Source organism: Rhodanobacter denitrificans (genome assembly GCF_000230695.2).
Lineage (GTDB): Bacteria > Pseudomonadota > Gammaproteobacteria > Xanthomonadales > Rhodanobacteraceae > Rhodanobacter > Rhodanobacter denitrificans.
This window is the reverse complement of record NC_020541.1, coordinates 1,173,611-1,200,441: the sequence shown is the minus strand read 5'-3', so window position 1 is coordinate 1,200,441 and position 26,831 is coordinate 1,173,611. Positions and strand designations below refer to the sequence as shown.

Annotated in this window: 24 protein-coding genes; 8 read left to right on the top strand and 16 right to left on the bottom strand. The window is 67.9% G+C overall.

The window, feature by feature from the left end; translation table 11 throughout:
* The first annotated feature begins 1 nt into the window (after position 1).
* Complete coding sequence (locus R2APBS1_RS05340) at positions 2 to 1,597, top strand: ArnT family glycosyltransferase (protein ID WP_015447140.1); 1,596 nt, start codon at positions 2 to 4, stop codon at positions 1,595 to 1,597.
* Here the strand turns inward: R2APBS1_RS05340 and R2APBS1_RS05335 are convergent.
* Both R2APBS1_RS05335 and R2APBS1_RS05330 read right to left on the bottom strand, forming a co-directional pair.
* Positions 1,594 to 2,484, bottom strand: coding sequence for a hypothetical protein (locus R2APBS1_RS05335; protein WP_015447139.1), 891 nt, complete (start codon positions 2,482 to 2,484; stop codon positions 1,594 to 1,596). The genes R2APBS1_RS05340 and R2APBS1_RS05335 overlap by 4 nt on opposite strands.
* Positions 2,477 to 3,547 (bottom strand): GNAT family N-acetyltransferase, encoded by a 1,071-nt coding sequence (locus R2APBS1_RS05330; RefSeq protein WP_015447138.1) that lies wholly within the window; start codon positions 3,545 to 3,547, stop codon positions 2,477 to 2,479. The genes R2APBS1_RS05335 and R2APBS1_RS05330 overlap by 8 nt, the downstream gene beginning before the upstream one ends.
* 90 nt (positions 3,548 to 3,637) lie before the next feature.
* Between R2APBS1_RS05330 and R2APBS1_RS05325 the strand changes: the two genes are divergently transcribed.
* From R2APBS1_RS05325 to R2APBS1_RS20020, 3 genes are all read left to right on the top strand, one after another.
* Positions 3,638 to 3,910 (top strand): acyl carrier protein, encoded by a 273-nt coding sequence (locus tag R2APBS1_RS05325; RefSeq protein ID WP_007512144.1) that lies wholly within the window; start codon positions 3,638 to 3,640, stop codon positions 3,908 to 3,910.
* Positions 3,910 to 5,139, top strand: coding sequence for a beta-ketoacyl-[acyl-carrier-protein] synthase family protein (locus R2APBS1_RS05320; RefSeq protein ID WP_015447137.1), 1,230 nt, complete (start codon positions 3,910 to 3,912; stop codon positions 5,137 to 5,139). Before R2APBS1_RS05325 ends, R2APBS1_RS05320 begins: the two co-directional genes overlap by 1 nt.
* A gap of 700 nt (positions 5,140 to 5,839) precedes the next feature.
* Complete coding sequence (locus tag R2APBS1_RS20020; RefSeq protein WP_157769701.1) at positions 5,840 to 6,364, top strand: hypothetical protein; 525 nt, start codon at positions 5,840 to 5,842, stop codon at positions 6,362 to 6,364.
* Positions 6,365 to 7,261: 897 nt separating this feature from the next.
* Here the strand turns inward: R2APBS1_RS20020 and R2APBS1_RS05315 are convergent.
* Together R2APBS1_RS05315 and R2APBS1_RS05310 are read right to left on the bottom strand one after the other, a co-directional pair.
* On the bottom strand, positions 7,262 to 8,665 hold the full coding sequence (locus R2APBS1_RS05315) for an aspartate aminotransferase family protein (RefSeq protein WP_007512135.1): 1,404 nt from the start codon (positions 8,663 to 8,665) through the stop codon (positions 7,262 to 7,264).
* A 47-nt stretch (positions 8,666 to 8,712) separates the two neighbouring features.
* Complete coding sequence (locus R2APBS1_RS05310) at positions 8,713 to 9,414, bottom strand: MtnX-like HAD-IB family phosphatase (RefSeq protein WP_015447135.1); 702 nt, start codon at positions 9,412 to 9,414, stop codon at positions 8,713 to 8,715.
* A 140-nt stretch (positions 9,415 to 9,554) separates the two neighbouring features.
* Here R2APBS1_RS05310 and R2APBS1_RS05305 point away from each other — a divergent pair, with 140 nt between their 5' ends.
* Positions 9,555 to 10,337 carry a MipA/OmpV family protein gene (locus R2APBS1_RS05305; RefSeq protein ID WP_015447134.1) on the top strand — a complete coding sequence of 261 codons (783 nt, stop codon included), beginning with the start codon at positions 9,555 to 9,557 and terminating at the stop codon, positions 10,335 to 10,337.
* Here the strand turns inward: R2APBS1_RS05305 and R2APBS1_RS05300 are convergent.
* The 3 genes from R2APBS1_RS05300 to R2APBS1_RS05290 all read right to left on the bottom strand — a co-directional run bounded on the left by R2APBS1_RS05300 (position 10,311) and on the right by R2APBS1_RS05290 (position 11,994).
* On the bottom strand, positions 10,311 to 11,063 hold the full coding sequence (locus tag R2APBS1_RS05300; RefSeq protein ID WP_041676677.1) for a CPBP family intramembrane glutamic endopeptidase: 753 nt from the start codon (positions 11,061 to 11,063) through the stop codon (positions 10,311 to 10,313). The genes R2APBS1_RS05305 and R2APBS1_RS05300 overlap by 27 nt on opposite strands.
* Before the next feature lie 71 nt (positions 11,064 to 11,134).
* Positions 11,135 to 11,449: a non-heme iron oxygenase ferredoxin subunit gene (locus R2APBS1_RS05295; RefSeq protein ID WP_007512127.1), complete on the bottom strand. Its 315-nt coding sequence runs from the start codon at positions 11,447 to 11,449 to the stop codon at positions 11,135 to 11,137.
* Entirely contained in the window at positions 11,446 to 11,994 is a 549-nt protein-coding gene (locus tag R2APBS1_RS05290; RefSeq protein WP_015447132.1) for a GNAT family N-acetyltransferase, read from the bottom strand. The genes R2APBS1_RS05295 and R2APBS1_RS05290 overlap by 4 nt, the downstream gene beginning before the upstream one ends.
* Positions 11,995 to 12,170: 176 nt before the next feature.
* Between R2APBS1_RS05290 and R2APBS1_RS05285 the strand changes: the two genes are divergently transcribed.
* On the top strand, positions 12,171 to 14,207 hold the full coding sequence (locus tag R2APBS1_RS05285; protein WP_015447131.1) for a M13 family metallopeptidase: 2,037 nt from the start codon (positions 12,171 to 12,173) through the stop codon (positions 14,205 to 14,207).
* Between the two features lie 133 nt (positions 14,208 to 14,340).
* Here the strand turns inward: R2APBS1_RS05285 and panE are convergent, their stop codons facing one another.
* From panE to R2APBS1_RS05250, 7 genes are all read right to left on the bottom strand, one after another.
* Positions 14,341 to 15,273: a 2-dehydropantoate 2-reductase gene (gene panE / locus R2APBS1_RS05280; protein WP_015447130.1), complete on the bottom strand. Its 933-nt coding sequence runs from the start codon at positions 15,271 to 15,273 to the stop codon at positions 14,341 to 14,343.
* 1 nt (position 15,274) lies between these two features.
* Entirely contained in the window at positions 15,275 to 16,189 is a 915-nt protein-coding gene (locus R2APBS1_RS05275; protein WP_007512119.1) for an acyltransferase, read from the bottom strand.
* 74 nt (positions 16,190 to 16,263) lie between these two features.
* Entirely contained in the window at positions 16,264 to 17,508 is a 1,245-nt protein-coding gene (locus R2APBS1_RS05270; protein WP_007512117.1) for a cysteine desulfurase, read from the bottom strand.
* Positions 17,509 to 17,661: 153 nt separating this feature from the next.
* Positions 17,662 to 18,981: a Fe-S cluster assembly protein SufD gene (gene sufD, locus R2APBS1_RS05265; protein WP_015447129.1), complete on the bottom strand. Its 1,320-nt coding sequence runs from the start codon at positions 18,979 to 18,981 to the stop codon at positions 17,662 to 17,664.
* Positions 18,978 to 19,730: a Fe-S cluster assembly ATPase SufC gene (gene sufC / locus R2APBS1_RS05260; RefSeq protein WP_015447128.1), complete on the bottom strand. Its 753-nt coding sequence runs from the start codon at positions 19,728 to 19,730 to the stop codon at positions 18,978 to 18,980. Before sufC ends, sufD begins: the two co-directional genes overlap by 4 nt.
* Positions 19,731 to 19,941: 211 nt before the next feature.
* Positions 19,942 to 21,408: a Fe-S cluster assembly protein SufB gene (gene sufB, locus R2APBS1_RS05255; RefSeq protein WP_162829213.1), complete on the bottom strand. Its 1,467-nt coding sequence runs from the start codon at positions 21,406 to 21,408 to the stop codon at positions 19,942 to 19,944.
* Between the two features lie 8 nt (positions 21,409 to 21,416).
* The gene (locus tag R2APBS1_RS05250; protein ID WP_015447127.1) at positions 21,417 to 21,905 is read right to left on the bottom strand and encodes an SUF system Fe-S cluster assembly regulator; all 489 of its coding nucleotides are present in this window, start codon (positions 21,903 to 21,905) and stop codon (positions 21,417 to 21,419) included.
* Positions 21,906 to 22,048: 143 nt separating this feature from the next.
* Here R2APBS1_RS05250 and R2APBS1_RS05245 point away from each other — a divergent pair, with 143 nt between their 5' ends.
* A complete protein-coding gene (locus R2APBS1_RS05245) occupies positions 22,049 to 23,059 on the top strand; it encodes an aminoglycoside phosphotransferase family protein (protein WP_007512108.1) in 1,011 nt (336 codons plus the stop codon).
* Positions 23,056 to 23,760 carry an N-acetylmuramate alpha-1-phosphate uridylyltransferase MurU gene (murU, locus tag R2APBS1_RS05240; RefSeq protein ID WP_015447126.1) on the top strand — a complete coding sequence of 235 codons (705 nt, stop codon included), beginning with the start codon at positions 23,056 to 23,058 and terminating at the stop codon, positions 23,758 to 23,760. The genes R2APBS1_RS05245 and murU overlap by 4 nt, the downstream gene beginning before the upstream one ends.
* Before the next feature lie 141 nt (positions 23,761 to 23,901).
* Here murU and secF read toward each other — a convergent pair whose 3' ends face one another.
* A complete protein-coding gene (gene secF / locus R2APBS1_RS05235) occupies positions 23,902 to 24,864 on the bottom strand; it encodes a protein translocase subunit SecF (RefSeq protein WP_015447125.1) in 963 nt (320 codons plus the stop codon).
* Between the two features lie 71 nt (positions 24,865 to 24,935).
* Positions 24,936 to 26,819, bottom strand: coding sequence for a protein translocase subunit SecD (secD, locus tag R2APBS1_RS05230; RefSeq protein ID WP_015447124.1), 1,884 nt, complete (start codon positions 26,817 to 26,819; stop codon positions 24,936 to 24,938).
* Positions 26,820 to 26,831 lie beyond the last annotated feature (12 nt).

Below are 26,831 nucleotides of genomic sequence, written 5' to 3'. Positions count from 1 at the left end.
CATGACGGTAGCACCGCACACGGGTTTCATCGGCCGGTTCCGCGAGGAGCCACGGCTGCAGGCGCTCGCGGCGCTGCTTCTGCTGCTGCCGCCGGTGTTCTTCCTGTTTCCGGTACCGATCGACGAGACGCGCTACCTCGCCGTGGCGTGGAACATGCGCCTCAGCGGCCAGTGGCTGGTGCCGTGGCTGGACGGCGCGCCGTACTCGGACAAGGCGCCGCTGCTGTTCTGGCTGATCAACCTGGTGTGGGCGGTAACCGGCGTGCATGCCTGGGCGGCGCGCCTGCTGGAGCTGCTGCTGGCGCTGGCCACGCTGCCGCTGCTCGCCTCGCTCGGCCGGCGGCTGGGTGCCGCACCCGCCGCCGTGCAGGCCTCGTTGTGGCTGTGGCTGGGCTGCGCCGCGTTCGCGGTGTACGCCGGCACGGTGATGTTCGACATGCTGCTCACGCTGTGCACGCTGGTGGCGTGGCGGGCCACGCCAGCGCTGACCGGCCGGCGCTGGCCGCTCGCGGTGGTGGCGATGGCGCTGGCGCTGGGTGCGGGGACGCTGGTCAAGGGGCCGGTCGCGCTGCTGGTGGGCGGCGTGCCGGCGCTGCTGGCACCGTGGTGGCGGCCGCAGACGCGGCCGCTGGCGACCTGGCTGCGGCTACTCGCCGCGCTGCTCGGCGCTGTGCTGCTGGCGCTGGCCTGGGCGCTGCCCGCGGCCAGGGCGGGCGGCACGCAGTACGCGGACGCGATCTTCCTGCGCCAGACGCTGGGCCGCGTGGTGCAGAGCTTCGCGCACGCCCGGCCGTGGTGGTGGTACCTGCCGATCCTGCCGGCGATGCTGCTGCCGTGGGTGGCGGCAATCGGGCGCGGCGAGGCCGCCGCAGCCGGTGGCAGCCGGATGCTGGACCGCTTCGTGGCGGCCGCGTTCGTGCCCGGCTTCGTGCTGTTCAGCCTGATCAGCGGCAAGCAGCCGCACTACCTGCTGCCGTTGCTGCCGGCGCTGACGCTGGCCGGCGGGGTTCGCCTCGGCGCAGGCCGCTGGCGCGTGGTGGGCTGGCGCGTCGGGCTGCTGCTGGCGCTGATCGGCATCGCCGTGGCGGTCGGCCTGGGCAAGCTCGCGGTCGATCATGCCGGCCGCATCGGGGCGATCGCCTGCGGCGTGCTGATCGTCGTGGTGGGGCTGTCGTTCGTGGTGGGGCGACGGACGCCGCCGCTGCCGGTGGGCCGCGCCGCGCTCGGCATGCTGGCGGCGCTGCTGCTGGGCAAGCTCGCCTTCGTGCTGGCCGCCGGCCCGCGCTACGACATCGCGGCGGCCGCCCGCCGCGTGGCCGCCGCGCAACAGGCTGGCGTGCCGCTGCTGTTCGCCGGCCCGCAGTACGGCCTGCTCACTTTCGCCGGACGGCTGACCGCGCCGATCCCGGCCACCAGCAACCCGGCCGCGGTGGCCGTCTGGGCGCATGCGCATCCGCAAGGCTGGGTGATCAGCAGCGAGCCGGACTACCGCTACCCGGCCACCCCGCTGTACCGCCAGCCCTATCGCGACGGCAGCCTGCGCATCTGGCGCGCCGGCGACGTCACCGGCGCGATGGCGGCTCCATCGCGCGATTAGGGCGCGGCATCGACGCGCGCCGCGATCGCCCGCAGCAGTTCGAGATTCAGCGCGTGCTGCTGCGCCTGCCAGCCGGCGAGCTGCGCCGGGTCGATGACCGGCTGCTGGTCCAGCGCCGACAGCTTGCGCTTCCACCAGCTGCGGTAGCGGTAATGCGAGATCTCGCCGTTGATGTCGCTGCCGACCAGGCCGTGGCGCAGGCTGCCGATCAGCGCCCGCGCGTGGTCGAGTTGCAGGCGGCCCTGGTCCCAGTTGGTCCGTGCCACGTCGGCGGCGAACACGTCCTTGTCGATCGTGAGGTAGCTCGGCGCGGCGTGCGTACGCTGGAACTCGACGAACGCATCGACCAGCGCCGCGGGCGTGTCGAAACCGCGGAACGCGCGCGCCAGGCCAAGCCGGCGCGCCCAGCCGGTGTCCACGCCGATACTCCAGTAGCTCAGCTTGCCGCGGAGCAGCGGCGCCAGGTAGTTCTCCCAGGCGTGACCGGCGCCGATGTCGGCGGAGGTGATGCCGAGCACGTGCACGTGGCTCACCTGCGGCAGCCGCGCCACCTTGCGCACCCACGAGCCGCAGTGCACGCCGAACGGGAAGCGCATGTTGTCCGGGTGGTTGTCCAGCACCACCACCTGGAATGGCGCCTTGCTGCGCACGCGCTCGATCAGCGGCCAGCTCAGATGATGGAAGTCGCCGCTGCCGGTGAACACGGTGCCGTGGCGCTCCGGCAGCAGCTGGTCCAGCATGGTGCGGAAGCGTTGCATGCCGGACAGCAAACAGCCGAAGCGGATCGACTCCTGCCAATGCTCCAGCGGCAGCACCAGGCGATCCGGCAGCGGCCCCACCGAATGGTCGATGTCGAGCACCACGGGACGGTTGGCCAGCCTATCCATCGACCGCCTCCACCGCCGTCTGCCAGCGGCGATCGCTCTCGAAGTGACTGCCGAGCCGGCGCAGCAGCGCGCGCAGCAGCGGATTGCGCGCGTACACCGCGTGGCGGGTGAAGGTGAAGCGCGCGCCGAGGAAGGACTTCACCTCCGGGTCGGTCCAGCCGGCCACGTAATGCGTCAGGCCGCGTTCGCGCGCGTAGCCCAGGTTGTGCATCCAGCTGACGAAGTACAGGTTGTGCTCGCGCGCCGCGGGGTAGGCGAAGCCGACGTACTTGTCGACCAGCTTGCCGCCGTGTTCGTAGCAGAGGTTCCAGCCGATCATCTTCCCGGCATGGCGATAGACGAACACCACGCCACCGCTGGCCGCATCCTGCAGCAGCAGGCGGAAGAACGCCGCGCTGAGCCGGTCGAAGTGGATCGTGCTTTGTGCATACACATTGTCGAACAGCGCATGGAACGCCGCCAGCGTCGCCTCGTCGCGGAAGCAGGCGTCGCCGGTGCGCAGCGTCTCGATCTCGAGGTCGGCGCGCGAGCGCAGCTTGCGCCGGATATTCTTGCGCCGGCTGTGCGAGAGCCGCGCGAGATAGTCGTCGTCCGAGCCGAAGTCGATCGGCACGAAGGCCAGCGCCTGGCCTTCCAGCAACACGAAGCCCGCCGCCACACAGGCCGCGGCGAAGGCACCCGCGTGGGCATTCGCCGCCTCGTCCAGCAGCGGCGACTCCTGCGCAATGTCTTTCACGATCAGCAGAGCGCACTCGCGCCCGAACGCAGCCTTCAACCCCTGCGCCAGCCGCACCGGCGACACGCCGGCAGGCAGCGGCGCGTACTCGGTCACGGTGGTGCCGGCGAAGCGGGTGCGCCAGCGCAGCAGACGGCTCCAGTGGCGGTACAGCGGCAAGGCAGCCAGGCGACGGCGCAGTGCCTCGTCGGCGGTGGTCAAGAGGTCGAACGGCGCCACGAAGACCGGCATGCCCTGCGGCGAATGGTCCACCACGAAGCCGATCGGCGGCTCCAGCATGAATGCCGCGAGCAACGCATCCGGTTCCAGTTGCGAAATGAAAGGCATGAGTAAGCGAGTTTGCCTAGACTGTGCGCAGCCTGCACCAGACACCTTGCGCGGGCCTTCCATCACTGTCTGCCACCGAAGGACATCGTCATGACCGCAACGATCCAGCAGCAGGTATTCGAGATCATCGCCAAGCAGGCCAAGATCGAGGTGGCGACGATCAGGCCCGAATCCACCCTGAAGGACCTGGGCGTCGCCTCGCTGGAAGCGATCGAGATGATCTTCGACATCGAGGAACACTTCAACATCAACTTCCCCGACCAGCAGGGCGCCAACTTCGACACCGACACCGCGCAGAGCCTGGTCGACGCGGTGCAGAAAGCGCTGGACGACAAGGCCGCCACGGGCGAAGGAAGCAAGTGATGCCGACCGTATCGACGCGCCGGGTGGTGATCACCGGCATGGGTGCGATCAGCCCGCTGGGCGTGGGCGCCGCGGCACTGTGGCAGGGCCTGCGCGAGGGCCGCAGTGCGATCGGCCCGCTGCGGCACCCGGATGCCGAACGCCTGCGCGTGAAGGTCGCCGCCCAGGTACCGGAGAGTTTCGACCCCGCCGCCCACATCGACGAGCGCACCCTGCCCCTGCTCGACCGCACCTCGGAGTTCGCGCTGCACGCGGCGCGCGAGGCGGTGGCGCAGTCCGGCGTGGACTTCGCCGGCGGCCTGGGCCTGCGTACCGCGGTGATCGTGGGTACCGGCGTGGGCGGCGAGACCACCCAGGACGAGCAGAGCCGGCGCCTGTATGCCGAGAACGCACAGCGCGCGCACCCGCTCACCATCGTGCGGCTGATGACCAACGCCTCGGCCAGCCAGATCAGCATCGCGTACGGCCTGCACGGCCCCACCTACGCCGTGGCCAGCGCCTGCGCCTCGGCCAACCACGCGATCATCCAGGCCGCGCAGATGATCCGTTACGGCATGGCCGACGCCGCCGTCACCGGCGGCACCGAAGCCTGCCTCACCTACGGCGCGCTGCGCGCATGGGAGGCGATGCGCGTCGTGGCCGACGACACCTGCCGTCCGTTCAGCGCGAACCGGCGCGGCCTGGTGCTCGGCGAAGGCGCCGGCATCTTCGTGCTGGAATCGCTGGAGCACGCGCAGGCGCGTGGCGCCACCATCCTCGCCGAACTGGCCGGCACCGGCATGAGCGCCGACGCCAGCGACATCGTGATGCCCAGCGCCGAAGGCGCCGCTACGGCGATGCGCCTGGCACTGGCAGAGGCCGAACTGAACCCGCAAGACGTGGATTACATCAACGCCCACGGCACCGGCACCCAGGCCAACGACGCCACCGAGACGCGCGCGATCCGCCTGGCCTTCGGCGCGTACGCCGACCGCCTCGCGGTGTCCTCCACCAAGTCCATGCACGGCCACGCGCTCGGCGCCTCCGGTGCGCTGGAACTGGTCGCCGCGATCGGCGCGCTGCGCGACAGCGTGGTGCCGCCCACCGCCAACCTCGACCAGGTCGACCCTGCCTGCGACCTCGACTACGTGCCGAACGTGGCGCGCGAGATGCCGGTGCGGGCGGTGCTCAGCAATTCGTTCGCGTTCGGGGGGTTGAACGCGGTGCTGGCGTTGAAGCGGGCACCGTAGCCGGAAGCCCCGATCTTGCTTGCTCGTCATTCCTGCGAAGGCAGGAATCGCGCTTCAGTCGCCGCGCAAGACGACGAATGCCTTGTAGGAGCGCGCTTGCGCGCGATGCTCTTGCTTGGCGCGACGGCATTTGAGAGCAAGAGCTTTCGTCTGCCTACGGCAGCCGAGTTACTTTCTCTTTGCGTGGCCAAAGAGAAAGGCCACCCCGCTTGGCGCTTGCCGGGCATCGGGCAACTGCTCCCTGCGTTGCCTCAACTCGGGCATCCATGCCCTCGCCTGCCCGGCAAGTCCGTGAGCCGGGGCCGGGCTTTTCGACAGGGCATCCTGCCCTGGCGAAAAGGAGCCGACATCCTTGTCGGCTCCCGCTGCGCGGCCTGTCGACCCCGCCTCACCGCCGCACAGGGGCCCCGGTAGAGCAGCGGGCCATCCTGGCCCGCACTTCTGGAGAAAGCCGGAGCAAAGCCACAGCACCGCACGCGAACTGTCACGTTCCCCACGAGGGCAAGAGCTCCAAAGCCAATTGCTGATCGACCGCTTGCGACCCTTTGCGGAAGTTCGATCCACTGATAATGATCGCCTGAATTCGGACGCTGGTAGCAGTGGTTGCATCGTTGAAGGCAACTGCTGATTTTTTGCTGCCCCAGCCAGAGAGGTCTGTGGTGCAATGTCCGTCTCGCCTCAATTCGAAAATGGGTTGCCAATGAGCGCCATCCAATTCTTGGACCGCGTCGCTTTCGTCACCACCGTGTTGTCAGCTTCGGTATCAGCTGCAGCTGGTGGGTATGGTTGGACCAAAACGGCAGTCGTCAGTGGCTGCATTGCCGCCATGGCTCCAATCGTGAGCCGTATCGCAAACAACCGAGAGCTGACTCCTCTTCGCCCACGAGCCCTCACGCCAAAACAATCCCTAAAAATTGCAGAGAAGCTGCGCGAAGGTCCGCCCTTTAGGGTATGGGTCGCACACAACCGTCATGAGGCTGAACCAGCCGCATATCACGCTCAGGTCTGTGAAGCGCTGAAGGCAGGCGGCCTTGATATTACGTGGTTCGGCGGCATGACGAACACCACGATGGGCGTGGAACTCAGTGGTCCCGAGACATCCGACAAGCGACGTCTCATGAGTGCGCTCGACGCAGCAGGTGTCAATTACCAGCCGGTTGTCTTCACCGACGACCCTCAGTCAGAACGTCACGGCGTCGCCTTGTGGATTGGGGTGCGCGCCTGAGGCGACCCGGCTTCTCTGATTGAGCTGCCGATACTTTATCTTTGCCCGATAACTGACTGTGGCGAGTGACTGCTTCTGGCCGATAGAGGACGTTCCCTTTGCCGCCGCGCCCTGCTCTCGCGACCGCGAAGCGGTTGCGCACCGAGTGCGCGCCAGGATGGCGCGCTGCTCTACCCGGGGCCCCTGTGCGGCGGTGAGGCGGGGACGACAGGCCGCGCAGCGGGAGCCGACAAGGATGTCGGCTCCTTTTCGCCAGGGCAGGATGCCCTGTCGAAAAGCCCGGCCCCGGCTCACGGACTTGCCGGGCAGGCGAGGGCATGGATGCCCGAGTTGAGGCAACGCAGGGAGCAGTTGCCCGATGCCCGGCAAGCGCCAAGCGGGGTGCTCTTTCTCTTTGAGCACGCAAAGAGAAAGTAGCTCGGCTGCCGCAGGCAGACGAAAGCTTTGGCCTGCCTGGAAGCTCCGTCGCAGGCATGACGTGCGATGCCTGCCTTCGCAGGCATGACGAGCATGGGGGGCGCGGCAGAGAACTGGCCGTCGCAGGCATGGTGGATGAAATGCGATGCCTGCCTTCGCAGGCATGACGAGCACGGGGGGCGCGGCAGAGAGCTGGCCGTCGCAGGCATGGTGGATGAAATGCGATGCCTGCCTTCGCAGGCATGACGAGCATGGGGGCGCGGCAGAGAGCTGGCCGTCGCAGGCATGACGGATGAAACGCGATGCCTGCCTTCGCAGGCATGACGAGCATGGGGGACGCGGCAGAGAGCTGGCCGTCGCAGGCATGGTGGATGAAGTGCGATGCCTGCCTTCGCAGGCATGACGGGGAGAGGGAGAAAGTCGCGGACATGAAAAAGGCCCGGCAGTCGCCTGCCGGGCCTTCCATCCGCTATACGCGTATCAGCCCTTCTTCGCCTTGGTCAGCAGCTGATCCAGCAGGCTGATCGCCAGATCAATCTCCTCATGCGTGATGTCCAGCGACGGCGCAAACGTGATCACGTTCTTGTACCAGCCGCCCACGTCGAGCACGAGGCCGATCTTCTTGCCGTTGTGCGTGAGGTCGCCGGCCAGGCCGATGTCGACCATCTTGTCGAGCAGCGCCTTGTTCGGGGTGAAGCCGTCGTCGGTGCATATCTCGGCACGCAGCGCCAGGCCCAGACCATCCACGTCGCCGATTTCCTTGTGCTTCTTCTGCAGTCCGCGCAGGCCTTCGAGGAAATGCGCGCCCTTCACTGGCACGGTCTTCTCGTAGTCCAGCTCGTAACCCATCTTGATGACTTCGAGGCCCAGCGCGGTGCCCAGCGGGTTGGAGTTGAACGTGCTGTGGGTGGAGCCCGGCGGGAAGATGGTGGGGTTGATCATCTCCTCGCGCGCCCACAGGCCGGACAGCGGGTTGAGGCCGTTGGTAAGCGCCTTGCCGAACACGATCACGTCCGGCGTCACGCCGAAGTGCTCGATCGACCACAGCTTGCCGGTGCGCCAGAAACCCATCTGGATCTCGTCCACCACCAGCAGGATGCCGTACTGGTCGAGCACCTTTTTCAGGTCCTTGAAGAAGTTCATCGGCGGCACGACGTAGCCGCCGGTGCCCTGGATCGGCTCGACGTAGAACGCGGCGTATTCGCACTGGTTCGTTTTCGGATCCCACACACCGTTGTATTCGGTCTCGAACAGGCGCGCGAACTGGTTCACGCAGGCGTCCGAGTACTCCTCCGCCGTCATGCCCTTCGGGCGGCGGAACGGGTACGGGAACGGCAGGAACATCGCGCGCTCGCCGAAGTGGCCGAAGCGGCGGCGGTAGCGGTAGCTGGAGGTGATCGACGAGGCGCCCAGGGTGCGGCCGTGGTAGCCGCCCTCGAAGGCGAACATCAGGCTCTTGCCGTTCTTGTAGTTGCGCACCAGCTTGAGCGAATCCTCGATCGCCTGCGCGCCGCCCACGTTGAAGTGCACGCGGCCGTCCAGGCCGAACTTCTTCTTCGCGTCCAGCGCCACCGTCTTGGCCAGCTCGATGCGGGTCTGGTGCAGGTACTGGCTGGCCACCTGCGGCAGCAGGTCGATCTGGCGCTTCAGCGTGTCGTTGAGGCGCTTGTTGCCGTAACCGAAGTTGACCGCCGAGTACCACATCTGCAGATCCAGGAACGGTGTGCCGGCGGTGTCGAACATGTAGCTGCCTTCGCCGTGGCGGAAGATCTTTGGCGGGTCGACGTAGTGCACGGTGTCGCCGAACGAGCTGTACTTCGCCTCGTCGGCGAGCAGCTCGGCGTCGTCGATCACCACGGAAGCGTTCTTGTCGAAAACATTCATCGGGAGTCCGGAGTCGGAGAGCGGGGGATGGGTGGCAAGGCGACCGCTCAGGCTGTCGTCGCCGATGCGGTTGCGGTGGGATGGCCGGACAGGCTGCCGTCGAGCAGTCGCGGCAAGAACTCGAGCGCGTCCTCGAAGCCGGTGATCGGCACGTAGGGGATGCCGGCGGCGCGGCAGTGCTCGATCAGGCGGTGCTTGGCGAACACGAAGTCGACGCGGTCGGCAGCGCAGAAATCCGAGGCGCCGTCGCCGATCAGCAGGGTCTTCGCCCCCGTCTCGCGGGCTTGACCCACGCAGGCGCACTTGCAGGTGCCGCTGCGGCAACCGTCCGCCTGGAACGGCGAGGTCAGCTGCCACTGCCGCGGCGGTTCGGCCGGCGCCAGGTGGTTCGCCGCCAGTGGCAGGTCGTCCAGGCCGTAGCGGCCGAGGATGCGGTGGATCGCATAATCGAGGCCGTCGCTGACCACGCGGATCGGCACGCCGAGCTCGCGCGCCTTCGCCACGAAACCCGGAAACGCATGGTCGATCCACATCTCGGCCAGGTGCGCATCGAGTTCGGCGCGGCTCATCTGCAGCAGGTCGACCTGGCCGGCCATGCACTCGCGCGAACCGATCCGGCCGGCGCGCCAATCCTGCTCCAGCACTTCCCAGCCGGGACGACCGAAACGATCGAGCAGCGAGTCGATCACATCCTCGACGGAAATGGTGCCGTCGAAATCGCACAGGATGGTCCAGCCGGAAACGGGCATCGTCGGCACACTCGCATGGATGATGTGGTGCAGCCTAGGAACGCTGTCTTTCGGCGCCCTTTCCCCTTTCCGAACGGATGCTGAGCGTACGCACCGTGTCGCCCGCTGAAGCACGCCGGCAGCCCGTATGCTGCCACCCCATGCCGAACCACTGCGCCATCCCGTTGCAACTTGGCCTGCTGCTGGCCGCGTGCCTGCTGTGGCTGCCGGGCTGCACCGCAGCGGCCGAGCCGACCACGCTCGCCGTCGGCGTCGGCATGCAACGCATGCCCAGCTGGCCCGGCGCCAGCAACCAGCACAGCGAGCCGCTGCCGTACATCGACATCGAACTGCCCGGTCGCGGCAGCTTCTCCACCCTGGACGGGCTGCAGATCCAGCTGGTCCACGGCGACACATGGCACGCCGGCATCCATGGCGATTACCAATGGGGTCGCTCGCGCGACGACCTCGGCAGCCTGGGCGGGAAGATCCCGTCGCTGGCGCCGCGGATCAACCTGGGCGGCTACCTCGAATGGCAGCTCAACCGGCAGCTCGACGTGGGCGGCAGCCTCCGCCACGACATCAACGGCGCCGGCGCCTATCTGGAGCTGTATGCGGAATGGGACCCGCCGCCGATCGGCCTGCTGGAGCAATCCTTCGAGTTGCACTGGCAGGCGATGAACGCGCCGGCGATGAACCGCTTCTTCGGCATCGGTCCGCAAGCCGCGCGCGCCTTGTCGGTGCGCGCGTGGCAACCTGGCGCCGGCAGCCAGCTGGCCTCGCTGGAGTACAACCTGTTCATGCCCACCAGCCGGCACACCGGCATGGCGCTGGCGCTGGTCTACGGGCGCTTGCTCGGCGATGCTGCCGACAGTCCGCTGGTTACCCGTTACGGCTCGCGCACGCAGCTGTCGGAATCACTGGCGTTCGTCTACCACCTGTGAGGCCACGCGCGATGTCGGCAAGGCCAGTACCAGCAACAGCATCAGCAGGTGTGCACCGATGGACAGACAGGGAGCCATCCGCGCATCCACCACGGTCGCGGGCAGCGTGGCATCGACCACGCCGTTGCCCAGGTTCCAGCCCCAATGCAGGCCGACCGCTGCCCACAGGCTGCCACTGCGCCACAACGCGGCGGCATAAGCCAGCCCGAAGCTGAACAACGTGAACCACTCCAGCGGGCCGTCGGCAAGACGGTAGATGTGGTTGAGCACGTAGATCGTGCTGGATGCCAGCACGAACACCACACCGCCGCGCCAGTGCACGTCGGCGGCGCGATACCAGAAGCCGCGGGTCAGGATGTCCTCGGCCAGCGATGCCACGAAGGTGGAAAGCAACAGCAACGGCAGCGCGGACAGCAGGCTGGCCACGCCGCCGCTGGCTGTCTGCGGGTCGGGCGCATAGACGCCCCAGGCCAGGCCGAGCCGCACTGCGGCAAACTTCGCCAGCACGGCCAGCAACAAGCCGGCTGGCAACCATGTCTGCCAGCCATGACGACGGGTCAGCGCGTACGCGCCGTAGCCGCGATAGCCGAGCCAGCGCGACAGCGGCCAGGCCACCAGCACGCACGAGAGCACCAGGCCGGCCTGCACCGGAAAACTGTGCAGCCAGCGTCCGCCGACGCCTTCGGCCGACTGGTACAGCAGCCACAACACGACGAATGCGAGCATCGCCCGCCAACGGTTCTTCACGGCTGCCCCTGCCCCATCACCACCGGCAAACGCCAGCGGCGCGCAGGATATCAGCGATCGTCGCGGGTCCAGATCGCGCCGTCGTCCTCGCGCACCGGGAAACTGGCGATCGGCTCGTACGCCGGCGGTTTCGTCACCGCGCCGGTGCGCAGGTCGAAGCGGGCGCCGTGGCGCGGGCATTCCACCTCGAAGCCGAACACCTCGCCACCGGCCAGATCGCCGCCGTCGTGGGTGCAGATGTCTTCCACCGCGTACAGCGCGCCGTCGATGTTGTACACCGCGATCGGCGTGTCGCCGTCCCACACCACCTTGTACTCGCCCGGCAGGAAGTCGCTGCGCGTGCCGACCCGTACCCAGCCGTTCATGCCGTCACCTCGTCGAAGTCCTTGCGCAATACCTCGAAGCGCAGATCGTCGCGGCGCGGGATGCCGAAACGCTCGTCGCCATAGGGGAACGGCTGGTACTCGCCGGTACGCCGGTAGCCGCGGCGGCCGTACCAGGCGATCAGTTCCTCGCGCTGCACGATCACCGTCATGCGCATGCCGCGGCAATGCCACTCCTCGCGCGCGATCCGTTCGGCCTCGGCCAGCACCTGCTTGCCGAGGCCACCGCCCTGCCCGGCCGGATCGACCGCGAACATGCCGAAGTAGCCGTTGTCGCCCTGGCGTTCGACGTGGCAGCTGGCCACCAGCCGGCCGTCGCGTTCGGCCAGCAGGATACGGCTGCCCGGGCGCTCGATCAGTCCGCGCACGTCGGCCGCGTCGGTGCGCTGGCCGTCCAGCAGGTGCGATTCGGTAGTCCAGCCGCGCAGGCCGGATTCGCCGCGGTACGCGGATTCGACCAGGGCCACGATGGCTTCGACATCGGCGAGAGTCGCCGGGCGGAAAACGGGAAGGGTGGGGGCGCTCATCGCGGCGATGATAATGCGCCGTCCGGCGAGCCCACCATGACCTGGAACAGGCGGCCCGGGCGTGACCTTCGACACTGGGCAGCACGCGACCGCCTTGCCTAGCCTGCCGTTTGCGCAAAATTTTGCGACGCCCGGATGGCCGGGCGTACCCGCGTGCCCACCGAAGGAACCCACTTATGAAGCACCGTTGCATGAAGCCGCTGGCCTTCGCCCTGGCGATGACGCTGGGCGGCAGCGCGCTGGCCGCCCCCACCACCGCCTTCGACGTGAACGAGCTGGACAGCTCGATCAAGGCCTGCACCGACTTCAACGGCTTCGTCAACGCGAAATGGGTGGCCGCCAACCCGATTCCCGCCGACCGCACGCGCTGGGGTTCGTTCGACGCGCTGCGCGAGGGCAGCCTCAACGTGCAGCACGCGATCGTCGAGAAGGCCGCGCGCGAAGCGGCCGCCGCCAGGCCGGGCTCGATCGAGCAGAAGATCGGCTACCTGTACGCCTCCGGCATGGATGAGGCGGCCATCGAGCGGGCCGGCTTCGATCCGCTCAGGCCGCAGCTGGCGCGCATCGCCGGGTTGAAGAACCGTGCCGACGTGGTCGGCTACATCCGCGACAGCTACGCCCGCGGCGAGCCGGTGCTGTTCCGCTTCTCTGGCAACGCCGACTTCAAGGATTCCAACCGGCAGATCGCCTACGCCGGCCAGGGCGGCCTCGGCCTGCCCACCGTCGACTACTACAGCAAGCCCGACTACGCCAAGATCCGCACCGCCTACGTCGCGCACATCGCCAAGCTGCTGGAACTGACCGGCGTCGGCGCCACCGACGCGCAGCAGCAGGCCAAGTCGGTGCTGGCGTTCGAAACCCGCCTCGCCGCCGTGTCGCTGCCCCCGGTGGAAATGCGCAACCCGAACAACCGCTACCACTACGTCAGCCTCGCCGAGGCCGACAAGGTCACGCCGGACTTCGACTGGGCCGCGTTCTTCAAGGCACAGGGTGCCTACGTGAAGGACGGCTTCTCGCTGTCGCAGCCGAAGTTCTTCGCCGAAGTGCAGCAGATGCTCGGCGACGTGCCGCTGGCGCAGTGGCAGGCCTACCTGCGCTACCACGCGATCGCCAACGCGGCGCCGTACCTGTCCACGCCGTTCCAGCAGGAAGACTTCGCGTTCAACGCGCAGACCCTGAACGGGCAGAAGGAAATGAAGCCGCGCTGGAAGCGCGTGCTCGACGCCACCAACGACGGCATGGGCATGGCGCTGGGCCAGTTGTACGTGGCCGACCACTTCTCGCCGGCCTCGAAGCAGCGCGCCGAGGAACTGGTGGCCAACCTCAGCGCGGCCTTCCGCACGCGCATCGAGCAGCTCGAATGGATGAGCGACGCGACCAGGCAGAAGGCGCTGCAGAAATGGGCCACCTTCGTGCCGAAGATCGGCTACCCCGACAAGTGGCGTGACTGGTCCGGCCTGGCACTGACGCCGGGCGACTACTACGCCAACGTGCAGGCGGCGAACAAGTTCAACTACGACTACGCCATCGCCAAGATCGGCAAGCCGGTCGACCGCAGCGAATGGGGCATGACCCCGCAGACGGTGAACGCCTACTACAGCGCGCAGAAGAACGAGATCGTGTTCCCGGCCGCGATCCTGCAGCCGCCGTTCTTCGACGCCAACGCAGACGACGCGATCAACTACGGTGGCATCGGCGCGGTGATCGGCCACGAGATGGGCCACGGCTACGACGACCAGGGCAGCAAGTTCGACGCCCGCGGCAACAACGTCAACTGGTGGACCGACGCCGACCGCGCGGCGTTCGAGGCGCGCACCGCGAAACTTGGCGCGCAGTTCGACGGCTATGAAGCACTGCCCGGCAAGCACGTCAACGGCCAGCTCACCATGGGCGAGAACATCGGCGACCTGGGCGGCCTCAACGCGGCCTACACCGCGCTGCAGATGGCGCTGGCGAAGAACCCGGCCGAGGCGCAGCGCAAGGTCGACGGCTACACCCAGGAGCAGCGCTTCTTCCTGAACTGGGCCCGCGTGTGGCGCGGCAACATCCGCCCCGAGGCGCAGCTGACCCTGCTCAACACCGACCCGCACGCACCGGCGAAATTCCGCGCGATCGGCGCGCCGTCGAACATGCCGGAATTCGCCCGGGCATTCCGGTGCAAGAGCGGCGACGCCATGGTGCGCGACGGCGAGCGCCAGGTGAAGATCTGGTAAGCCCGGGCGCCTGCGCTACCCGAAGCCGCAGCCGCAAGGCCGCGGCTCTGCATGGCGCGTAGCCGGCAGCGAGCGTTCGCGCAGGTCACCGACGGCGCAGGGCAGGCACTGCCCGCCCTGTGCCGTGGTGGTTTCATGCCGCCGCCGACGACCGGCCCGCTTCGTAGACCTTCAGATGCGCATACACCGTCGCCAGCAGCGAGCCTTCGTCGCGCGAGCGGTCGGCGCGGGCCAGCAGGTCGCCGACGATGTGGTCGGCTTCGATCGGGTGGCCATGCTGCAGGTCACGCAGCATCGAGGCGGTCAGCGTGGAGCCGGCCTCGGTCAGCACGCCGCGGGCCCGCTGCAGGGTCTGCTCGCTCGGCGCATGGCCGGCACGCTCGGCCACCGCGCGGCAATCCTCCAGCAGATCCAGCGCCGCCGCCGTGCCGCCCGGCGCAGCCACGATCTCGCCGACCGAGCCGCGCATCAGGCAGGTGATGCCGGCCAGCGCCGCCAGGAAGATCCATTTGTCCCACATGTCCTGCAGCACCGTGCTGCTCGGCCGCGCATCGAAGCCCGCATCTGACAGCGCCTGCGTGATCCGCTGCATGCGCGCCGACGCGCTGCCGTCGCGCTCGCCGAAGGTGAGGCTGTGCGAGGTATTGAGGTGGCGCACGGCGCCGTCTGCATCCAGCGTGGCGGCGATCACGCACTGCCCGCCGAGCACGTGCTGCGCACCGAAGCGCGCATCGAGCAGGTCGAGCTGGCGCATGCCGTTGAGCAGCGGCAGGATGACGGTCTGCGGCCCTGCCGCCGGCGCGATGTCAGCCATCGCCTGCTCCAGGCCATACGCCTTGCAGCTCAGCACGATCAGCTCGTACGGCCCGCGCAGGTCGCCGGCCAGCACGGTCGGCGGCGAACGCAGGTCGGCGTCGCCGGTGGCGCTCCTGATCGACAGGCCATGCTGCGCCAGTTGTGCCGCGCGCTTTTCGCGCACCAGGAACGTCACGTCGCGCCCGTGCTGCAGCAGGCGACCGCCGAAGTAGCCACCGGTGGCACCGGCGCCCACGATCAGAATACGCATGTCACTCTCCCACCGGTGCGGCATCCGCCGCCATCAGCATCTGCGCGACCCGGGCGTCCTTCTCGCGCCACAGCGCATTGACCCACAGCTTGACGCGCCCGCGAAACGCCGCGTCGTCGTCGTAGCTGCCCACCAGGGTGGCGTCGATCGGCAGCTCGCGCACGTGCACGCGAATGTCGTGCACGCGACCGGCAATCAGATCCATCATCGTGCCGCGGCCTTCCGGATAGACGATGGTGACGTCGAGGGTCGCGTGCAGCGCGTCGCCCATCGCGTCCAGCACGAACGCCAGCCCGCCGGCCTTCGGCCGCAGCAGGTGCCGGTACGGCGAGGACTGCGCGTCGTGCTTGGCCGGCGTGAAACGGGTGCCCTCGACGAAGTTCATCACCGACACCGGCATGTGGCGGAACTTCGCGCAGGCCTGCCGGGTGGCCTCGCGGTCGCGGCCCTGCAGTTCGGGATGGCGCAGCAGGGTTTCCCGCGAGTAGCGCTTCATGAACGGGAAATCCAGCGCCCACCACGCCGGCCCGAGCAGAGGCACCCAGATCAGCTGCTGTTTGAGGAAGAAGCGCATGAACGGCACGCGCCGGTTGAACACCTTCTGCAGCACCGGGATGTCCACCCAGCTCTGGTGGTTGCACAGCACCAGGTAGTTGCCGTCGCGACGCAGGCCGGCCAGCCCTTCGACCTGCCAGCGGATGCGGGTGAACAAGCCGAACAGGAAGTTGTTGACGCCGATCCAGCTCTCCGCGATCGCCACCAGCATGCGCGAGCAGGCAAGCCGGATCCCGTGCACCGGCACGACCACCTTGACCAGGCTGAGCGCGAACAGCGGCAGCACGTGCAGCAGGATATTGGCGGCGAGCAGCAGCAGGGCCAGCGGGATGCGGATCGGGCCGGGGAGCTTGGCGAGCATGGAGTCGGTCGTGGCGGGTGGAACGGAAAGCATAATGCCGACGGCGGCGACAGACCATGCGGGCGGGCGCCGCCTCACATCAGCAGCTTGCGTACCTTGAGCAAGGCCACCACGAACGCGTCGATCTCCTCGCGCGTGTTGTAGAACGCGAGCGAGGCGCGCAGCGTGGCGGGTACGCCGTAGAACTGCATCAGCGGGTGCGCGCAGTGATGGCCGGAGCGCACCGCGACGCCCTGCAGGTCGAGCAGGGTGGCCAGGTCGGTGGCCTGCGCGCCTTCCAGCAGGAACGAGATCACCGGCTCCTTCTCGGCCGCCTCGCCGATGATGCGCAGGCCGGGAACCTCGCGCAGGCGCTCGGTGGCGTAGTGCAGCAGCTGCTGCTCCCAGGCATGGATCGCCTCGAAGCCCACCGAGGCGTAATAGTCGATCGCCGCCGACAGCCCGGCGAAGCCGGCGATGTTCGGTGTGCCGGCCTCGAACTTGTGCGGCGGCGCGGCGAAGGTGGTGCCGGAGAACTTCACCTCGCGAATCATCTCGCCGCCGCCGAAGAACGGCGGCATCGCCTCCAGGTGTTCGCGCTTCGCCCACAGCGCGCCGGTGCCGGTGGGGCCGAGCATCTTGTGCCCGGTGACCGCGTAGAAATCGCAGCCCAGCGCCTGCACGTCGACCGGCCGGTGCGGCGCTGCCTGCGAGCCGTCGACCAGCAGCGGGATGCCGCGTTTCCGGCATTCGCGCGCGATCTCGCGCACCGGGTTGACCGTACCCAGCACGTTGGAAACGTGGGTGACGCAGGCCAGCTTCACCTCAGGCGTCAGCATCTCGACGTACTTCTCCACGATCAGCTCGCCGCGCTCGTCGATCGGCGCGGCCTTCACCGTGGCGCCACTGCGCGCACCCACCAGCTGCCACGGCACGATGTTGGCGTGGTGCTCCATCACCGTGGTGAGGATGCTGTCGCCGGGCTTCAGCTGCGGCAACGCGTAACTGTAGGCGACCAGGTTGATCGACTGGGTGGTGCCGGAGGTGAGAATCACCTCGTTGCGCGAGGGCGCGTTGAGGAAGCGCACCAACCGGTCGCGTGCGCCTTCGTAGGCGGCGGTCGCTTCCTCGCCCAGCTGGTGCACCGCGCGCGCCACGTTCGCGTTGCGCTCGCGGTAGTGCCGGTCCACCGCCTCGATCACCGACAGCGGCTTCTGGCTGGTGTTGGCGTTGTCCAGGTACACCAGCGGCTTGTCGTGCACCGTGCGCGCCAGCAGCGGGAAATCCGCGCGGATGCGCTGGACGTCGAAGACGGTGGGCGTGCTGGCGGTGGTGTTCATTCGAGGGAATCCGGTTGGGTCCCTTCCCTGCTTGCCCCAAAGGGACTTCCTTCGGTCGCAGGGGAGGGTTGGGGAGGGGTCGCTCCTGACCTTCAGATCACAAGCCTTACCCCTCCCCGCCTCCCCCTGCAAGCGGGGGAGGCGATAAGGGCATCAGTCCGGCAATTGCGCGCTCAGCAACGCCGACAAATGCTCGCGCAGCGCCTCGTTCGGCACGTCGTCCAGTACCGCGCGGCAGAATGCGGCAGTCAGCAGCGCACGCGCCTCGGCCAGCGGGATGCCGCGTGAGCGCAGGTAGAACAGCGAACGCTCGTCGAGCTGGCCCACGGTGGCGCCGTGCGCGGCCTGCACCTCGTCGGCGTAGATCTCCAGCTCCGGCTTGGTGTCGATCTCGGCATTCGGCGACAGCAGCAGGTTCTTGTTGGTGAGGCTGGCATCACTGCCGTCGGCGCCGGGCGCCACCAGGATCGCGCCGCGGAACACGCCGCGTGCACGGTCGTTGGCGACACCGCGCCAGGTGGAGGTGGAGGTGGTGTTCAGCGCCTGGTGGCGGATCGCCAGCTGGGTATCGACGTGCTGGCGGCCGTGCGGCATGAACACGCCGCGGGTGTGCAGCTGCGCTCCGTCGCCGACCAGCTCGGCCTGCAGGTCGTGCCGCACCAGCGCGCCGCCCAGCTCCAGCACGTGCAGCCGCATCTGCGCGCGCGCGTGCAGGCGCAGGCCGCTGCGACGGATCAGGTGGGCGCCGGTCGCGGTGTTCTGCAGCACGGTGTAGTGGAGTTGCGCGCCTTCGTGCAGCTCGACGTCGCCGACCAGGGTGGCCAGCTGGGCCTGCTCGCCGTGGCCCACGTGGTGCTCGACCAGCGCCAGCGAGGCGCCCTCGCCCAGCTCGATCAGGTTGCGCGCATGCCAGGCCAGTTCGCTTTCCGCGGCGGCGCCGACGAAGACCAGTTGCACCGGCACCGCGATCGTCGCGTGGGCGGCGACTTTCAGCACCACACCGTCGGCGGCGCTGGCGGCGTTGACCTGCACGAACGCGTCGCCGCCCTCGCGGACGTGCCCGACCAAGGCCGGCCGCGACAAGGCAAAGCGCAGCGGCTCCGCGTCGTCGCGCAGGGCCAGCGCCAGTGGCTGCAGCGACAGCCCGTCGGGCAGCGCCTCGAGCGCCGACAGGTCGGCGCGGAACACGCCGTTGACGAAGACCAGCCGCGGCCCGCCCACGCCCGGCAGGGCGAACTCGGCGGCATCGACGTCGCGCGTCGCCGCTCCGGCGTCGCCGGCGGCGAAGCGGCGCTGGCCGAGACCGCGCAGCGCCGTGTATTTCCACGCCTCGACCCGCGCGCCGGGCAGCCCGCCGACAGCGAACGCGGCGCGGTTCTCGCGGCGCGCCTCATCCAGCCAGGCGATGCCGCTGGCCGGCAGCGGCGCGTCCAGCAGCGAGGCGGCCAACGGCAGGGATGCCGGCTGGTTCATGCCACGGCCCCCGTGCCAAGCCCGGCGTAGCCGTGCTCTTCCAGCTTCAGCGCCAGCGACTTGTCGCCGCTCTCGACGATGCGGCCGTTCGCCAGCACGTGCACGAAATCCGGCACCACGTAATCGAGCAGGCGCTGGTAGTGGGTGATCATCAGGAACGCGCGATCGGGCGAACGCAGCGTGTTGACGCCCTGCGCCACCTGCTTCAGCGCGTCGATGTCCAGGCCCGAGTCAGTCTCGTCGAGGATCGCCAGCTGCGGCTCCAGCACCGCCATCTGGAAGATCTCGTTGCGCTTCTTCTCGCCGCCAGAGAAGCCCTCGTTGACCGCGCGGTGCAGCAACTCGTCAGAGATCTGCATCACCTTGAGCTTCTCGCGCACCAGCTTGAGGAACTGCATGGAATCGAGTTCCTTCTCGCCGCGCGTCTTGCGCTGCGCGTTGAGCGCCGCGCGCAGGAAATAGGTGTTGTTGACGCCGGGAATCTCCACCGGGTACTGGAACGCCAGGAACACGCCGGCCGCCGCACGCGCTTCCGGCGAAAGCTGCAGCAGGTCGATGCCGTTGTAGGTCACCGAGCCGGCGGTCACCTCGTAGCCCTCGCGGCCGGACAGCACGTTGCCCAGCGTCGACTTGCCGGCGCCGTTCGGCCCCATGATCGCGTGCACTTCGCCCGCGTTCACGCTGAGGTTGAGCCCCTTGAGGATTTCCTTGCCCGCGACGCGGGCGTGCAGGTTTTCGATTTTGAGCATGGTTGTTCCTGGTTTCTTTAGCCCCTCTCCCATCGGGAGAGGGGTTGGGGTGAGGGTGCGGGGCGGGCCGCAATGTCTCGCTCCGCCCGTACCCTCATCCGCCCTTCGGGCACCTTCATTCGGCACATCCATGTGCCTTGCCTTCGGCGGCTCGCGCCGTGCAAATCGGCAGTCCTGCCGATTTGTCTCCCGGAGGGAGAAGGAATAAACATCAACCCACCGCGCCTTCGAGGCTCACCTCAAGCAGCTTCTTCGCCTCCACCGCGAACTCCATCGGCAGTTCGCGGAAAACCTGCTTGCAGAAGCCGTCGACGATCATCGACACGGCGTCTTCCTCGCCGATGCCGCGGCTGCGGCAGTAGAACATCTGTTCGTCGGAGATCTTCGAGGTGGTCGCCTCGTGCTCGACGATCGCGGTGGGGTTCTTCACTTCCATGTACGGGAAGGTGTGTGCGCCGCACTTCTTGCCGATCAGCAAGCTGTCGCACTGGGTGTAGTTGCGCGCACCCTCGGCGCCCTTCTCCATCTTCACCAGGCCGCGGTAGCTGTTGGAGCTCTTGCCGGCGCTGATGCCCTTGGAGACGATCTTCGACTTGGTGTGCTTGCCGAGGTGGATCATCTTGGTGCCGGTGTCGGCCTGCTGGAAGTGGTGGGTCAGCGCCACCGAGTAGAACTCGCCCACCGAGCGGTCGCCGCGCAGCACCACGGAAGGGTATTTCCAGGTGATCGCCGAGCCGGTCTCGACCTGGGTCCAGCAGATCTTCGAATCGTCGCCGCGGCAGTCGCCGCGCTTGGTCACGAAGTTGTAGATGCCGCCCACACCGTTCTCGTCGCCGGGGTACCAGTTCTGCACGGTGGAATACTTGATCTGCGCCTTTTCCAGCGCCACGAGTTCCACCACCGCCGCATGCAGCTGGTTCTCGTCGCGCTTGGGCGCGGTGCAGCCTTCGAGGTAGGAGACGTGGGCGCCTTCCTCGGCCACGATCAGGGTGCGCTCGAACTGGCCGGTGTTCTGTGCGTTGATGCGGAAATAGGTGCTCAGCTCCATCGGGCAGCGCACGCCTTTCGGGATGAACACGAAGCTGCCGTCGGAGAACACCGCCGAGTTCAGCGCGGCGAAGAAGTTGTCGCCGGTGGGCACCACGCTGCCCAGGTATTTCTGCACGATCTCGGGGTATTCGCGGATCGCTTCGCTCATCGAGCAGAACAGCACGCCGGCGTCGGCCAGCTGCTTGCGGAAGGTGGTGCCGACCGAGACCGAGTCGAACACCGCGTCCACCGCCACGCCGGCCAGCGCGGCGCGCTCGTGCAGCGGCACGCCGAGCTTCTCGTAGGTTTCCAGCAGCGCCGGGTCGACTTCGTCCAGCGACTTGGGCTGCTTCTTGGGCGCGGCGTAATAGCTGATCGCCTGGTAATCGATCGGGTCGATGTTGAGCTTGGCCCAGTCCGGTTTCGGCATGGTCAGCCAGTGGCGGTAGGCCTCAAGCCGCCACTCGGTCATCCACTCCGGTTCGCGCTTGACCGCGGACAGCGCGCGGATGGTGTCCTCGTCCAGGCCCGGCGGCAGGCCGGTCATCTCGATCTGGGTGACGAAGCCGGCGCTGTAGTTGCGGCCGAGGATCTGGGCCACCTGCGCGTTGTCACGCAGTGTGGCGGCGGTGCTGCTCTGGTTGTTCATGATCTCGTTCATTCGGTGGTGACCCGGCGGGCTTTCGCCGGCATGACGATGTCGCTCAGCGGCACGGTGGCAATCCGGCGCGGCGGCCGCGGCGGCTGCGGCTTGAGCATGTCGGCCAGGCTGACCGCGCGCAGCGCGTTGTCCAGCACGTTGTTGACCAGTTGCCAGCTGCCGCGCACGCCGCACTGCGATTCGCGCTCGCATTGGCCTTCGGCCACGCTGCATTCGGTCATGCCGATCGGCCCTTCGATCGCCTCGACGATCTCGGCCAGCGAAATCTCGCCGGCCGGCCGGGCCAGCCGGTAGCCGCCGTTGACGCCGCGGAACGACTCGACCAGCGCGGCATGGCCGACCGCCTTCAGCAGCTTGCTCACGGTGGGCAGTTCCAGCCGCGTCTCGTCGGCGATCTGCACCGCGCTGAGCACCTCGGCCGGGTGCGCGGCGATGCAGGTCATCACCACGGTGGCGTAATCGGTCAGTCGGCTGACGCGGAGCATGGGGGGCGCTCGGGCTGGCGTGCTTGAATCGGGACTAAAATGGTACTGATTCGATGCCGCGCGGTCAATGCCGCGGCGCCGGCTGTCTCGTCACCACGCCGACGGATCGCTAAGCTGGCGCCATCCTGTTGCCCATGGTTGCCATGACCCCGATCGCCGATCGCGCCGCCGCCCGTCTCGCCTGGACCCGCCAGGTGCTGGACGACGCCAGCCTGACCCTGCAACCTGCCTCGGCCGACGCCAGCTTCCGCAGCTACTGGCGCACCGCGCATGGCGGACAAAGCTGGATCGTGATGGATTCGCCGCCGCAGCGCGAAGACCCGCGGCCATGGCTGGCGATCGGCGCGCGGCTGGCCGCCGCCGGCCTGCACGTGCCGGCCGTGCAAGCACACGATCTGCAGCAGGGCTTCCTGCTGATCGAGGATCTCGGCTCGCGGCTGTACCTGGCGGAATTGAACGGCGCGAACGCGGACAGACTCTACGGCGACGCGATGGACGCGCTGCTGGCGATGCAGACCCGCGTGCCCAGCGACGACCTGCCACCGTTCGACCACGCCGTGCTGGTGAGCGGGCTGGAAGTGATGCCCGAATGGTTCCTGCAGCGCCACCTCGGCCACGCGCCCGCCTGCGGCGAATGGGACGTGCTGGAAGCCGCCTTCGGCGTGATCGTGCGCAACGCGCTGGCGCAGCCGCGCCGCTTCGTGCATCGCGATTTCCACAGCCGCAACCTGCTGGTGGTCGATGAGAACAACCCGGGGATCATTGACTTCCAGGGTGCGCTGCACGGCCCGCTCACCTACGACCTCGCCTCGCTGTTGCGCGACGCCTACATCGCGTGGCCGCGCGAACGTGTCGAAGGCTGGGTGGAGTCCTACCGGCGACGCCTGCTGGGCGCCGGCGTGATCGACGCCAGCGTGGATGCCGCGCACTTCCTGCGCTGGTTCGACCTCACCGGGCTGCACCGCCACGTGCGCGTGCTGGGCCAGTTCTACCGGCTGTGGTACCGCGACGGCAAGCCGGGCTATCTCAGGGACGTGCCGCAGGTATACCGCTACGTGATCGAGGTGGCCGGCAGCTACCCCGAGCTGGCCGACTTCGCCGCGCTGCTGGAACGCCACGTGCAGGGGCGCGACCTCACGCAGGTGGCCGCATGAGGCATGCGCTGATCTTCGCCGCAGGGCTCGGCGAGCGCATGCGCCCGTTGACCGAGCACACGCCCAAGCCGCTGCTGCCGGTGGCTGGCAAACCGTTGATCGCATGGCACCTGGAAAAACTGGCCGCGGCCGGCGTGCACTACGTGGTGATCAACACCGCGCACCTGGCCGAGCAGTTCCCTGCCGCGCTGGGCGACGGCTCGCGCTGGGGCCTGCGCATCCGCTACGCCTACGAAGGCCCCGCGCCACTGGAAACCGGCGGCGGCATGCTGAACGCGCTGCCGCTATTGGGGCCGGAGCCATTCCTGGTGGTGAGCGGCGACGTATGGTGCGACGCGGATTTCGCCGCCCTGCCTGCCGAACCGCGGGGTCTCGCGCATCTGCTGATGACCGGCAACCCCGCGCATCATCCCCGTGGCGATTTCCGGCTGGACGCCGAAGGCCGCCTGCACGACGACGGCGAACCCCGGCTCACCTACAGCGGCATCGGCGTGTTCCGCCGGGAGTTACTGGACGGCTGGCGCGAGGCCGTCGGCGCTGCACCGGGTGCCGAGGCGAAACCGCCGCGCTTCAAGCTGCGCCCACTGCTGGAAACGGCAATGGCAAACGGCAGGGTCGATGGCTCGCCGCATCGCGGCGCGTGGACCGACGTCGGCACGCCACAGCGGCTGGCCGAGCTGGAATCCGCCTTGCGCGGGTAACGTGCAAACGACCGGAACAGCAAAACGGCCCGGTGGAGACCGGGCCGTTTCGTTTCGTGGGGCTACCCCCTGCCCTTCGGGCCTCTCCCCTGCGAGCAGGGGAGAGAACGTCAGCATCGCCAGCTTGCCGGCGATGGACGCTCAGGGACGCCGCGCCAGCTCCGGGTTTTCCTTGGTCACCGGCATCAAGTCCTTCTTCGACACGCCAAGCCACAGCAGGATCGGGCTGGCCACGAAGATCGAGGACAGCGTGCCGACCACGATGCCGATCAGCATGGTGACGGCGAAGCCGTGCACCGCGGTGCCGCCGTAGAAGTACAGCGCGCCCATGGTGATGCCGGTGAACAGCGAGGTGATGATGGTGCGCGACAGCGTGTTGTTGATCGAGCGGTTGAGGATCTCCTCCGGCTCGGCCTTGCGCGCCAGCCGGAACAGCTCGCGGATGCGGTCGAACACCACCACCTTGTCGTTGATCGAGTAACCGATCACCGCCAGCACCGAGGCCAGCACGGTCATGTCGAACTCGCGCTGCACCAGCGCCAGGATACCCAGCGTCACCAGCGTGTCGTGAATCTCGGTGGCCACCGCGGCGATCGCGAAGCGGCGCTCGAAGCGGATCCACAGGTAGAACATGATGCCGAGAATCACGAACACCGCGGCCACCGTACCGTCGCTGCGCAATTCCTGGCCCACCTGGGCGCTGACGTAGTCGCGGCTCTTCAGCTTCGCGTCCGGGCGGGCCACTTGCAGCACCTTGATCACGTCGGCGGCGATGCGGTCGAGGTTGAACTTGCCGCTGGTGTCGACGGCGCCGGGGTCGTCCTTCGGCTGCAGCCGGATCGACACCTCGCGGGTGCCGCCCAGGCTCTGCACCATCGCGTTGTGGATACCGCCCTTCTCCAGCGCACCACGCACCTCGGAGATTTCCACCGACTGGCCGTAATCGACCACCATCGACACGCCGCCGGTGAAGTCCAGCCCGTAGTTGAGGCCCTTGAACGCGATCAGCCCGATCGAGGCGACCATCAGGAAGATGGCGATGGCAATGGTGTACTTGCGCATCCCCAGGAAGTGGATGTTGCTGTCGTGATTGAAGATTTCCATGATGGATTCTCTCTATGGAAGTCCATTTCCGGGCAAAAGCGGCCATCCATGGCCGCACTATTCAATAAACCCTAGACCGACAGCGTCTTGAGCTTGCGGTGGCCGTGGATCGCCGCGGTGAACGCGTGGGTCAGCGTGACCGAGGTGAACAGCGAGGTCAGGATGCCGATCATCAGCGTCACGCCGAAGCCCTTGATCGCGCCGGTACCCATCGTGGTCAGCGCCAGGGCGGCGATCAGGTGGGTGACGTTGGCGTCCAGAATGGTCGACCACGCCTTCTCGTAGCCGGCGCGGATCGCCGCGTGTGGGCTGGAGCCGTTGCGCAATTCCTCACGCACGCGTTCGCAGATCAGCACGTTCGCGTCGATCGCCATGCCCAGGGTCAGCACGATGCCGGCCACGCCCGGCATGGTCAGGGTGACGCCGATCAGCGACATCACCGCCAGCAGGATCACCAGGTTGAAGAACAGCGCGATGTCCGCCACCAGGCCGAACAGCTTGTAGTAGATCGCCGCGGCCAGCAGCACCAGTGCCAGGCCGAGCAGCACCGCCTTGAAGCCCTTGTCGATGTTGTCCTGGCCGAGGCTGGCGCCGATCACGCCTTCCTCGACGATGTCCATCGGCGCCGCCAGCGCACCGCCCTTGAGCAGCAGGGCGAGGTCGGAGGCTTCCTTCGCGCTGCCCAGGCCGGTGGTCTGGAACTGCTTGCTGAAGGGGCTCTGGATGGTGGCATCGTTGATCACCGTCTCGGTGATCTTCGGCACGCGCACTTCCTTGCCATCGACCACCTTGGTCTCGTAGACCTGCTCCACGTACAGCACCGCCATCGGCTTGCCGACGTTGGCATTGGTGAAGTCGCCCATCTTCTTGGCGCCGGCCGCGTTCAGGGTGACGTCGACCTTCGGCGTACCGCTCTGCTGGTCGATGCCCGACGAGGCGTCCACCAGCTGGTTGCCGGTCACGATGATCTGCTTGCTCACCAGCACCGGGCGGTTGTCGCCGCGCATGTAGTACAGGTTCGCGTCCGGCGGGATGTTGCCGGTGCGCGCCGCTTCCACCGCGCGCGCATCGCCGGGCTGGCCGATGCCGGGGCGGTACTGCAGCGTGGCGACCGCGCCGATCAGCTTCTTCGCCTCGGTCGGGTCCTGCACGCCGGCCAGCTCGACCACGATGCGGCTGTCGCCCTGCTGCTGGATCAGCGGCTCGGACACGCCCAGCGCGTTGATGCGGTTGCGCAGCGTGCCCAGGTTCTGGGTGATCGCGCTGCGCGACAGCTCGCGCAGTTTTTCCGGCTTGATGACCGCGTTCAGCACGAAGCGGTCGCCGGTACTGGCGCCGTTCGCCACGTTGAGGTCGGTGTACTCGTTGGCGATCGCGTCGGCCGCGGTGGAGCGATCGGCGGCCGAGCGCAGGACCACCGCGATGCCCTGGCCGCTGGTCGCGCTGCGGGTGACCGATTCATAGCGGATGTTCTTCTGCCGCAGCAGGCTGCGGATATCGTCCGCGTAGCTGTTTTCCTGCTTCTCGATCGCGTCCTTCTGGTCGACCTGCATCAGGAAGTGCACACCACCCTGCAGGTCCAGGCCCAGCGGCATCGAACGGGCGCCGATCGCGCCCAGCCAGCCCGGCACGTTGGACTGCAGCTTGAACGCGACCGTGTAGCCGTCGCCGAGCGTCGCCTTGATCTCGTCCAGGCCGCTCTTCTGCACGTCGGAGTTGGCGAAGGTGGCCAGCAGGTGGTCGCCTTCCACGAACACGCTGGTGACCGCGATCTTCTTCGCGCCCAGCGCCGCCTGCACCTTCTGCTGCAGTGCCTGGTTGATCGGCGGCGCATCGCGGTTGGCGGTGACCTGCACGGCCGGCACCGGCGGGAATGCATTCGGCAATGCGTAGATGATGCCGAACAACATCACCAGCGCGACCAGCGCGTACTTCCAGCGGGGAAAATCATTCATGCCCTGCATCCA

What these genes read in the sequence shown, in the direction of transcription:
- R2APBS1_RS05270 (WP_007512117.1), bottom strand. Translation starts at nt 17,508, where the DNA reads ATGAACACCACCGCCAGCACGCCCACCGTCTTCGACGTCCAGCGCATC.
- R2APBS1_RS20020 (WP_157769701.1), top strand. Translation starts at nt 5,840, where the DNA reads ATGAGCGCCATCCAATTCTTGGACCGCGTCGCTTTCGTCACCACCGTG.
- R2APBS1_RS05290 (WP_015447132.1), bottom strand. Translation starts at nt 11,994, where the DNA reads ATGAGCGCCCCCACCCTTCCCGTTTTCCGCCCGGCGACTCTCGCCGAT.
- R2APBS1_RS05285 (WP_015447131.1), top strand. Translation starts at nt 12,171, where the DNA reads ATGAAGCACCGTTGCATGAAGCCGCTGGCCTTCGCCCTGGCGATGACG.
- murU (WP_015447126.1), top strand. Translation starts at nt 23,056, where the DNA reads ATGAGGCATGCGCTGATCTTCGCCGCAGGGCTCGGCGAGCGCATGCGC.
- panE (WP_015447130.1), bottom strand. Translation starts at nt 15,273, where the DNA reads ATGCGTATTCTGATCGTGGGCGCCGGTGCCACCGGTGGCTACTTCGGC.
- R2APBS1_RS05245 (WP_007512108.1), top strand. Translation starts at nt 22,049, where the DNA reads ATGACCCCGATCGCCGATCGCGCCGCCGCCCGTCTCGCCTGGACCCGC.
- R2APBS1_RS05310 (WP_015447135.1), bottom strand. Translation starts at nt 9,414, where the DNA reads ATGCCCGTTTCCGGCTGGACCATCCTGTGCGATTTCGACGGCACCATT.
- sufC (WP_015447128.1), bottom strand. Translation starts at nt 19,730, where the DNA reads ATGCTCAAAATCGAAAACCTGCACGCCCGCGTCGCGGGCAAGGAAATC.
- R2APBS1_RS05320 (WP_015447137.1), top strand. Translation starts at nt 3,910, where the DNA reads ATGCCGACCGTATCGACGCGCCGGGTGGTGATCACCGGCATGGGTGCG.
- R2APBS1_RS05330 (WP_015447138.1), bottom strand. Translation starts at nt 3,547, where the DNA reads ATGCCTTTCATTTCGCAACTGGAACCGGATGCGTTGCTCGCGGCATTC.
- sufB (WP_162829213.1), bottom strand. Translation starts at nt 21,408, where the DNA reads ATGAACAACCAGAGCAGCACCGCCGCCACACTGCGTGACAACGCGCAG.
- R2APBS1_RS05340 (WP_015447140.1), top strand. Translation starts at nt 2, where the DNA reads ATGACGGTAGCACCGCACACGGGTTTCATCGGCCGGTTCCGCGAGGAG.
- sufD (WP_015447129.1), bottom strand. Translation starts at nt 18,981, where the DNA reads ATGAACCAGCCGGCATCCCTGCCGTTGGCCGCCTCGCTGCTGGACGCG.
- R2APBS1_RS05315 (WP_007512135.1), bottom strand. Translation starts at nt 8,665, where the DNA reads ATGAATGTTTTCGACAAGAACGCTTCCGTGGTGATCGACGACGCCGAG.
- R2APBS1_RS05300 (WP_041676677.1), bottom strand. Translation starts at nt 11,063, where the DNA reads ATGCTCGCATTCGTCGTGTTGTGGCTGCTGTACCAGTCGGCCGAAGGC.
- secF (WP_015447125.1), bottom strand. Translation starts at nt 24,864, where the DNA reads ATGGAAATCTTCAATCACGACAGCAACATCCACTTCCTGGGGATGCGC.
- R2APBS1_RS05250 (WP_015447127.1), bottom strand. Translation starts at nt 21,905, where the DNA reads ATGCTCCGCGTCAGCCGACTGACCGATTACGCCACCGTGGTGATGACC.
- R2APBS1_RS05325 (WP_007512144.1), top strand. Translation starts at nt 3,638, where the DNA reads ATGACCGCAACGATCCAGCAGCAGGTATTCGAGATCATCGCCAAGCAG.
- R2APBS1_RS05335 (WP_015447139.1), bottom strand. Translation starts at nt 2,484, where the DNA reads ATGGATAGGCTGGCCAACCGTCCCGTGGTGCTCGACATCGACCATTCG.
- R2APBS1_RS05305 (WP_015447134.1), top strand. Translation starts at nt 9,555, where the DNA reads ATGCCGAACCACTGCGCCATCCCGTTGCAACTTGGCCTGCTGCTGGCC.
- R2APBS1_RS05295 (WP_007512127.1), bottom strand. Translation starts at nt 11,449, where the DNA reads ATGAACGGCTGGGTACGGGTCGGCACGCGCAGCGACTTCCTGCCGGGC.
- secD (WP_015447124.1), bottom strand. Translation starts at nt 26,819, where the DNA reads ATGAATGATTTTCCCCGCTGGAAGTACGCGCTGGTCGCGCTGGTGATG.
- R2APBS1_RS05275 (WP_007512119.1), bottom strand. Translation starts at nt 16,189, where the DNA reads ATGCTCGCCAAGCTCCCCGGCCCGATCCGCATCCCGCTGGCCCTGCTG.